At 73.3% G+C, this 8,954-nt stretch carries 7 protein-coding genes, 1 tRNA gene and 1 pseudogene; 4 read left to right on the top strand and 5 right to left on the bottom strand.

All coding sequences use genetic code 11. From position 1 onward, the window contains the following. Positions 1-65: 65 nt before the first annotated feature. Positions 66-998: pseudogene (gene amrS / locus CKO13_RS08520) on the bottom strand (AmmeMemoRadiSam system radical SAM enzyme); the annotation flags it as partial. 108 nt (positions 999-1,106) lie between these two features. Between amrS and amrB the strand changes: the two are divergent. From amrB to CKO13_RS08500, 4 genes are all read left to right on the top strand, one after another. Beyond that, a complete protein-coding gene (gene amrB / locus CKO13_RS08515) occupies positions 1,107-1,913 on the top strand; it encodes an AmmeMemoRadiSam system protein B (RefSeq protein WP_200259494.1) in 807 nt (268 codons plus the stop codon). After that, entirely contained in the window at positions 1,900-2,529 is a 630-nt protein-coding gene (amrA, locus tag CKO13_RS08510) for an AmmeMemoRadiSam system protein A (protein WP_200259491.1), read from the top strand. Before amrB ends, amrA begins: the two co-directional genes overlap by 14 nt. Positions 2,530-2,549: 20 nt before the next feature. Further along, a tRNA-Ser gene (locus CKO13_RS08505) sits at positions 2,550-2,639 on the top strand. 117 nt (positions 2,640-2,756) lie between these two features. Continuing rightward, on the top strand, positions 2,757-5,738 hold the full coding sequence (locus tag CKO13_RS08500) for a CheR family methyltransferase (RefSeq protein ID WP_200259488.1): 2,982 nt from the start codon (positions 2,757-2,759) through the stop codon (positions 5,736-5,738). Positions 5,739-5,771: 33 nt separating this feature from the next. On the opposite strand, the gene CKO13_RS08495 is transcribed toward CKO13_RS08500, so the two are convergent. The 4 genes from CKO13_RS08495 to CKO13_RS08480 form a co-directional block, all read right to left on the bottom strand. Then, a complete protein-coding gene (locus tag CKO13_RS08495) occupies positions 5,772-6,344 on the bottom strand; it encodes a hypothetical protein (protein WP_200259485.1) in 573 nt (190 codons plus the stop codon). Positions 6,345-6,497: 153 nt separating this feature from the next. Continuing rightward, a complete protein-coding gene (locus CKO13_RS08490; protein ID WP_200259482.1) occupies positions 6,498-7,988 on the bottom strand; it encodes a sensor domain-containing diguanylate cyclase in 1,491 nt (496 codons plus the stop codon). Positions 7,989-8,145: 157 nt separating this feature from the next. Then, positions 8,146-8,658: a DUF2867 domain-containing protein gene (locus CKO13_RS08485; protein ID WP_200259478.1), complete on the bottom strand. Its 513-nt coding sequence runs from the start codon at positions 8,656-8,658 to the stop codon at positions 8,146-8,148. A 53-nt stretch (positions 8,659-8,711) separates the two neighbouring features. Next, positions 8,712-8,954: BRCT domain-containing protein (locus CKO13_RS08480; RefSeq protein ID WP_338034613.1), on the bottom strand; the 243-nt coding region annotated here is incomplete at its 5' end.

The raw sequence follows: 8,954 nt of genomic DNA, 5'->3' as shown, positions 1-8,954 counted from the left end.
CTACTGCCACGCCTGCGGCGAGCGCCTTATCGAGCGCGACGGCTACCGGATCGGGCGCTGGCGTGGCAGTAGGTGCTGCCGCCCTCGGCGTCGCGGACGTTGCCCGTGTAGACGTAGCGCAGCCCCTGCGCCCGGGCGATCCGCCGCGCCCGGCCCAGGGTCTCCGGCGGCGTCGGCGGCCGGTCGGTGATCTTGAACGCGGGGTGGAAGGCGGTCAGGTGCAGGGGCACCTCGGGGCCGAGGCGCTCGACGATCCACCGCGCCATGGCCTCGATCTCGCCGTCGGCGTCGTTCTCGCCGGGGATGAGCAGGGTGGTCAGCTCCAGCCATGCCGGCGTCTCGTGGTAGACGTACTCCAGGGTCTCGAGCACCGGGGCCAGCTCGGCGCCGGTGAGCCGCTTGTAGAAGCGCTCGGTGAACGCCTTGAGGTCGATGTTGGCGGCGTCCACGGCGGCGAAGAGCTCGCGCCGCGGCGCCGGCTCGATGTAGCCGGCGGTCACCGCCACCGAGCGGACGCCGCGCTCGCGCGCCGCGGCGGCGACGTCGACGGCGTACTCGTGGAAGATCACCGGGTCGTTGTAGGTGTAGGCGATGCTGCGCGCCCCGAGCCGCTCGGCGGCCTCGGCGAGCTGCTCCGGCTCGGCCCGGTCGGCGAGGCGGTCCATCTCCCGCGACTTGCTCATCTCCCAGTTCTGGCAGAACTTGCAGAAGAGGTTGCAGCCGGCCGTGCCGAAGGAGAGCACCGGCGTCCCCGGCAGGAAGTGGTTGAGCGGCTTCTTCTCGATGGGGTCGAGGCAGAAGCCGCTGGAGCGGCCGTAGGTGGTCAGCACCACCTCGCCGCCCTGCGCGGCGCGCACGAAGCACAGCCCGCGCTGCCCCTCCCGCAGGCGGCAGTGGCGGGGGCACAGGTCGCACTCGACGCGGCCGTCGCCGCAGCGGTGCCAGTAGTCGGTGGCGACGATGGAGGGGTCTTGCGGGTCGCGCTGGCGTGCTCTCATAGTAGGCCGCAGTTGCTCGATGCCGTCGTAGTGGGGGAACCTTCCGGGGGTGGGTGCCGTCCCATTAGACGGCCACCCGCACGGCAGGTTCCGGTCCGAGAGGCGATGATGCGCCACGAGGCAGCCACCACGCGAGCGCCGGCGGTCGCCGGGCAGTTCTACCCCGGCGAGCCCGAAGCGCTGCGCGCCTACGTCGACGAGCTGCTCCAGGGCGCCGCGGCGGAGCGCGCCGCGGGGGAGCAGGCGCCGCGCGCCATGGCCCTGCCCCACGCCGGCTACCCCTTCTCCGGCGCCGCGGCGGCGGCGGGCTACGCCCTGCTCGCCCCGGCGCGGGCGCGGATCCGCCGCGTCGTGCTCCTCGGCCCGTCGCACTTCGTCCCCCTCGAGGGGATGGCCCTGCCCGAGGCCGAGGCCTTCACCACCCCCCTCGGCGAGGTGCCGATCAGCGCCGAGCTCTACGAGCGCGCCCGGGCGCACCCGGCGGTGCAGGTCAGCGCCGCGGCCCACGCCCGGGAGCACAGCCTGGAGGTCCACCTCCCCTTCCTCCAGCGCGCGCTCGAGGGCCTCGAGTGCCTGCCCATCGCCGTCGGCCGCGCCGGCCCCGAGGCGTGCGGCGGGCTCATGGAGCAGCTCTGGGACGCGCAGACGCTGCTCGTGGTCAGCACCGACCTCAGCCACTTCTACGACGACGCCACGGCCCGGCGGCTCGACCGCGAGACCACCGAGGCCGTCGAGGCCCTCGACGGCGAGCGCCTCGACAGCCGCCGCGCCTGCGGCGCCGTCCCCCTGCGCGGGCTGCTCTGGCTCGCCCGGCGCCACGGCCTGCGGGCGCGGACCGTCGCCCAGTGCAACTCCGCCGACGCCACCGGCGATCGCTCCGCCGTCGTGGGGTACGCCAGCTATGTCTTCGACTGAGCCCTCTGCTAACGCCCAGCAGCAGGCCTCGCAGCTCGGGATCCCGGGCGAGCACGGCCGGCTGCTCGCCCGGCTCGCCCGGCAGGCTATCGCCCACCGCCTGGAGACCGGCGAGGCCCCGCCGGTGCCCCGCAACCTGCCGGAGCCGCTCCAGCAGACGCGGGCGGCCTTCGCCTCGCTCCACCACGGCGAGCAGCTGCGCGGCTGCATGGGGACGCTCATCGGCCGCAAGCCGCTCATCGAGCAGGCCCAGGAGTCGGCCGTCGAGGCGGCGCTGGCGGACCCGCGCTTCGAGCCGGTCTCCCGCGCCGAGCTCGACCGGCTGACCCTGAGCGCCTCGGTGCTCACCGACCCCGAGCAGCTGTGGGTGGACAGCGAGGCGGAGCTGCTCGAGCGGCTCCGGCCCGGCGAGGACGGCCTGATCCTCAAGGACGGCCACCGCCAGGCGACCTTCCTGCCGGCGGTCTGGGCGCACCTGCCGGAGCCGCAGGCGTTCATCGCCCACCTCAAGGCCAAGGCCGGCCTGCGGCCGGACCACTGGTCGCCGGATATGCAGGTCGCGCGCTACACCTCGGTGACCTTCACCGCGGAGCCGCCCTTGCAAGGCGCTGATTGATCGAGCATAATAATCATGTTGGAAGGGTGGCCGAGTGGTCGAAGGCGGCTGACTCGAAATCAGCTGGGGGAGCAATCCCCCCGGGGGTTCGAATCCCTCCCCTTCCGCCAGTCATCGTTCGTCCGCTGAGCCCGTCTCTTTTCCTCCCCCTTGCAGGGGGCCACCGGCGGTCGCGCTAGCGCCTGGCGCAGCGTCGCCGCCCTCATCGGAAGCCGGCAGCCCCGCAATTGAACCGCCCAGCCGATCCCCCAGCTACCGAGGCGCCGGCCCGCTTCTTCGTCGGCATCGGCGGCTCGGCCGGGTCCCTGGAGGCCATCCAGGAGATCCTCGAGCACCTGCCGGAGCGCAGCACGGGCGCCGCCTACTTCATCGTCACCCACGCCCCGGCGGACCACCGCAGCCTGCTGCCGCAGATCCTGCGGGAGCACACCGAGCGCCCGATCATCGACGGCCACCAGGCCGGCCGGATCGGCGCTGACACCGTCTATATTGTCCCCTCCCGCGGCGACTGGGTCCTCGAGGAGGGCTACCTCCGGGCGCGCGCCCACGACGCCCAGGAGAGGGCCGAGGCGCAGGAGCACAGCCGAGGGCGCCCCCACGCCATCGACGCCTTCTTCCGCTCCCTCGCCCGGGAGGCCGGCGAGCGGGCCGTCGGCATCGTCCTCTCGGGGACCGGGACCGACGGGACCCTCGGGGTGCAGGCCATCAAGTCGCAGTCGGGGATGGCGATCGCCCAGGAGCCGGGCTCCTGCCAGTTCGAGAGCATGCCGCGGAGCGCGCTCGAGACGCACCTGGTCGACGCCGTCCTCCGGCCGGCCGAGATCCCGCACGCCGTGCTCCACCATATCGAGGGGGTGGACGCCCGCAGCGCCTCGGGGGACGCCGCCGCGCCGGAGATCCCCGAGCAGACCCTGGCGGCGATCTTCCACGAGGTCCGCAAGCGCACCGGCTACGACTTCTCCGGCTACAAGCGCAGCACCCTCGTCCGGCGCCTGGAGCGGCGCATGCACCTCCACCGCCTGGAGACCCCCGAGGCGTACCTCGCCTTCCTCCAGCGCAACCCCGGGGAGATCGACCTCCTGTTCAAGGAGGTCATCATCAGCGTCACGAGCTTCTTCCGCGACCCCGAGGCCTGGCAGCTCCTCGCCGAGGGGCCGCTGCTCGAGCGGCTGCGCTCGGCGCCCGCCGAGCGGGGCTTCCGGGCCTGGGTCATGGGCTGCGCCACCGGCGAGGAGGCCTACACGCTGGCCATCCTCGTCAGCGAGTGCCTCGAGGCGCTGGGCGAGCCGCCGCGGGTCCAGATCTTCGCCACCGACATCAATGCCGAGGCCCTCGAGATCGCCCGCGCCGGGCGCTACCCGGCGGGGATCGCCGAGGACCTCTCGGCGGAGCGGCTGGCCCGGCACTTCATCGCCGAGGAGGATACCTACCGGGTGAGCAAGTCCCTGCGGGACATGGTGATCTTCGCCCGGCACGACCTCCTGCGCGATCCCCCCTTCACCCGGATGGACCTGGTCACCTGCCGCAACCTGCTCATCTACCTGAAAAAGGACCTCCAGGCCAAGCTCTTCCAGCTCTTCCACTACAGCCTCGCCGACGGCGGGTTGCTGATGCTCGGCCCCTCGGAGTCTATGGACAGCACCCTCGACGCCTTCGAGGTGCTCCACAAGCAGTGGCGGCTCTACCGCCGCCAGGGCGGGTGGGCGGCGGAGCGCCTCCCCCAGCTCCCCGGGGTCGTGGCGCGGCGCTCCAGCCTCGAGCCCCAGCCGCCGGCGGAAACGCCGGCGCAGCAAGGCGGCACGGAGCTGGGCCATAGCATCGCGCGGCTCCTCGCCGACGAGTTCGCGCCGCCGTGCCTGCTCGTCAACGACCGCGGCGAGGTGGTCTACATCCACGGGCGGACCGGGCGCTACCTGGAGCCGGCGCCGGGGCCGGCGCAGAACCACCTCCTGGACATGGCCCGGCCGGGCCTGCGCGCCCCGCTCGCCCAGGCCCTCCGGGATGTCGCCGGGCAGGACGCCGAGGAGATCGTCAAGCACGCCCGCGTCCAGACCAACGGCGCCCGCGAGGCGATCGAGGTGCGCGCCCGCCGCCTGCGCACGCCGCCGACGCTCAAGGGGCTGCGGCTCGTGAGCCTGCAGCCGCAGCGGGAGGGGGATCAGGCCGGGAGCGCCCCGGCGCCGGAGGCGGCGGCAGGGCGGCGTCGTGGCCCGGCGGGCGGCGAGCCGGCGGGCGCGAGCGGTGAGGAGGGGAGCGAGGAGGCCGGCCTCCGTCAGGAGCTCGAGGCCCTCCAGCGCGACAAGCAGATCACCGTCGAGGAGCTCCAGAGCTCCAACGAGGAGCTGCAGTCCATGAACGAGGAGCTGCAGTCCATGAACGAGGAGCTGCAGAGCTCCAACGAGGAGCTGGAGGTCTCCAAGGAGGAGGTCGAGTCGCTCAACGAGGAGCTGCGCACCGTCAACGCCGAGCTCGAGTCCCGGGTCAACGAGCTCTCCCAGGCCAACGACGACATGAAGAACCTGCTCGAGAGCACCGACATCGCCACGCTCTTCCTCGACGAGCAGATGCGCATCAAGCGCTTCACCGAGGCGGCGCGCAACCTGGTCTCCCTGCGCCCCAACGACATCGGCCGCCCCATCGACGAGCTCGCCACCAACCTCGACTACAGCCAATTAACGGCGGACGCCCACGAGGTGCTCTCGAGCCTCCGGCCCAAGGAGGTCGACGTCCAGACCGTGGAGGGCGACTGGTACCGGCTGCGGATCATGCCGTACCGCACCACCCAGAACGCCGTCGATGGCCTCGTCTGCACCTTCCACGACATCCAGGCGGCCAAGCGCCTCGAGCTCAGCGAGGCCTACTTCCGCCACATCGTCCACACCATCCGCGAGCCGCTGCTCATCCTCGACGCCGGGATGCGGATCGTCTCCGCCAACCGCGGCTTCTACCGGCTCACGGGGATGGCGCCGGAGCAGGTCGAGGGGGAGGAGCTCTTCCGCATCGGCGGGGGGCGCTGGGACCACCCGGAGCTGCGCGCCCTGCTCGAGGAGGTCCTGCCCACCGATCACCGCTTCGAGGACCTGGAGCTGGAGATCGACCCCGGCCCCGGCAAGCGCCAGCGCCTGTGGCTCAACGCCCGCATGCTCCAGGAAGGGGAGGAGCAGGGCCGCGGCCGGATCCTGCTCGCCATGGAGCCGGCCCCCGACTAGCGGGGCCGCCGCTCAGCTCCAGGGCGTGCGCCGCTAGCTGCTCGCCTTCTTGCTCCGCGCCGTCGAGCGGCTGCCGCTGCTGCTGCTGCCGCTCGCCGCCGGGGCCGTCTGCGCCGCCTCCCCGGCCGCCACCGTCGCGCCCGAGCCGTTCCCCTTGCCGGAGGCCGCGGTCTCGCCGGTCTGCTCGCCCGCCGCCTGCCAGGCCTGCGGCTGGCCCAAACCGCCCTCCATCTGCCGGACGAGCTGGCTCGGGTCCATGTGCTTGAGGCTCTCGAACCAGGCGTGCCACATCTTGCGCCGCGTCTCGGCCCAGGCCTTCATCAGCTGCAGGTTCTGCTTGGCCACCCCCTGCATCGGGCCGGGCAGCTGCGCGCCCTCGAGCTGCTCGGAGCAGCGGTCCCCCCAGTCGCACTGGGCGTCGAGGGCCTCCTGGACGGCCTTCTCCCAGACCTCCAGGCTCTGCTGGTACTGCCGGTGCCACTCGCTGAGCCCGGGCTCACCGGGCGGCTGCACGGTCTTCATGGATTGCAGCCACCCCTCCCAGAGCCGCTTCTGGAGCTCGCTGAGACCCTGGACCGGATCCTCGACCGACTGGTTAACGCCCATGAGCTACCTCCTCGCCGCTGCCCCACGGAGCGGGGCCGCTGCACGGCCCATTCCCCCGAGTACGGCGATCTCAAGAAAAAGTGGATACAGACTCGAGCCGATGGCTCACCTAGAAAGGCTAGCAGCGATTCCGCAGCGCGCCACCGGCGGCGGCTAGCGCTGGGAGGCGACCTGGTTGCCGCCCTCGCGCTTGGCGGCGTGGAGGGCGTCGTCGACGCGCCTGAGCAGCTCCCGGAGCCGCTCGCCGGGGCGGTGCTGGGTCACGCCGAGGCTGACGGTGATCCCCCGGGTCCCCGGGAAGCAGGCCTCGGCGATCTGGCCGCGCAGGGCCTCGGCCACCTGCTGCGCCTGGGAGAGGCGGGTCTGGGGGAGCATCACCATGAACGCCTCCCCGCTCCAGCGGCCGATGGCGTCGGGCTCGCGCAGGCGGGCCTGGAGGCGGCGGACCAGCTCCTGGAGCACCTCGTCGCCGAGCTCCCGGCCGTAGGCGTCGTTGAGCGCCTTGAAGCCGTCGACATCGAGGAAGACCAGGGAGAGGGGCTCGGCGTAGCGGTTCACCCGCTGGCTCTCCTGCTCGAGGAGGCGCTCGAAGTGGCGGCGGTTGGCCACGCCGGTGAGCCGATCGAAGAAGGCCTGCTGCGCCAGCTCCCGCTCCAGCGCCTCCTCCCGGCTCCGGTCCTGCACCACGGTCGAGTAGCGCACCACCTCGCCCCCGCTGTCCCGGTGCGCCACGACTAGCTGCGAGACCGGCACCTCGTGGCCCTCGGCATCGAGCAGGGCGCTCTCCCCCTCCCAGTGGCCCTGCTCCCGGGCCACGGGCATGGCGTGCTCCTCGATCACCCGCCGGGCCCACTCCGGGTGGTAGTCGGCGATCCGGTGGTCGCGCACGAGGTCACGGCACTCCCGGGCGTCCTCGACCTCGGCGGGCAGGCCGAGCCACCGGCGGCCGCCGCGGTTGATGTAGCCGACCTGGCCGTCGGCGGCAGCCCAGGAGATGAGCACGGGGGCCGCCTCGAGGACCTCGATGAGGTGATCCCGGTCCCGCTCGACCTGCTTGCGCAGGGTGACCTCCAGCAGCGCGCTGCGGAAGCGCCCACCCGGCTGCTCGCCGCCCTCCTCGGGGAGGGTCTCGATGCGCACGGTGCGCGGCGCCTCCCCGGGGCGCTGCGGGCTCAGCAGCTCCAGCTCGGCGGTCAGCCGCCCGGCCCCGGGGCGCAGCGCCCGGCGGTGGCGGAACCACTCGTCCTGGGAGCGCGGGGCGACGAAGGCCCCCAGGCCGCGGCCGAGGAGCGCGTCGCGATCCTGGCCGAGGAGCCAGGCCGCCATGGCGTTCGCCTCCTGGATGCCACCGTCGCTATCGAGGATCAGGTAGCCGAGGGGGGCGTGCTCGAAGAGGTCCCGGTAGCGGTCCCGGGCCACGGCCAGCTCATCGCGGGCCGCCCGGAGCTCCTCGTTCTGGACCTGCAGCTCGGCCTGCCAGACCCGCAGCTCCTCGAGCAGGGCCTGGACATCCGCCGTGGCCATCCAGGAGATATCCACGGAGGCGCCGGAATCGGCCAGCCGCCGGCGCGCCTCCCGGCGCAGGCGCCCCTCGCCGTCGGCCCCGTTGTAGCACCCGTCCCGCGGGGGGAGTTGACTGCTCATGAAGGCGTTCCCTCTAGGTCTGCGCGGGGGTCGCGGGCCCACACCCCTGTGGAGAGGACCTCCCTACCATTGCGCGCGAGACCGCCCGGTATCGGGCCGATACACCCGCCGGAGAGGCGAGCCAGTCCCTTAACCATAGCAGCCGCTCTTGGCGCCATCAGGCGGTCCGGGCCGCCTCTCCGGCCTCGCCCTCCGCCCGGCGGCAGATCTCGCGCGTCAGCCCCTGGAAGAGGACCCGGTGCGCCGGGTCCATGGCGTGCCAGTAGAGCAGCCCCGGCAGGCCCCGGGGCGCCCAGTAGGCGGTCACGGCCAGCCGCGCGCCGCGCGCCGGCAGCGGCGCGATCCGGAACTCCAGGACCCCGGTGCCCGGCGCCCTCATCCCGAACAGCAGCGCCAGGCGCCGCTCCTCCTCGACCGCCAGGACCCGCCAGGAGTCGATCACGTCCCCGGCGCGCAGGGTCTCGCGCGCCGGCCGGCCGCGGCGCCCTCCCGGCCCGCCCACCAGCGTGTCGAGGCGCTCGCGCAGCTCCCAGAGGGGGTTGAGGTAGTAGTAGCGGTTCTCCCCGCCGATGGCCGTCACCACGCGCCACAGCGCCGCCGGGGAGGCCGCTCCGGTGCAGCTGCCCCCGGCCTGCTTGGGGAATTGGCGGTAGGCGCCCGGATCCTTCATGACAGGGAGAGTCTACGGCCTCTCGGCGGGACGTGGCCAGCGGCCGGCGGCGGCTACTCGCCGAGCAGCTCGCGCAGCCCCGCCTCCTCCAGGACCGTGACGCCGAGCTCACGGGCCTTGTCGAGCTTGCTGCCGGCGTCCTCGCCGGCGACGACGTAGTCGGTCCGGCGCGAGACGCTGCCCGTCACCCGGCCGCCGCGCGCCTCGATGGCCGCCTTGGCCTCGTCCCGGGTCAGCCCCTCGAGGGCGCCGGTGAGCACGAAGGCGCGGCCGGCCAGGGGCGCCGCGGCGGCCTC

Origin of the sequence: Halorhodospira neutriphila (genome assembly GCF_016584055.1) — a bacterium.
In the GTDB taxonomy this organism is placed as follows: domain Bacteria; phylum Pseudomonadota; class Gammaproteobacteria; order Nitrococcales; family Halorhodospiraceae; genus Halorhodospira; species Halorhodospira neutriphila.
This window is presented reverse-complemented; position numbering and strand designations above follow the sequence as displayed.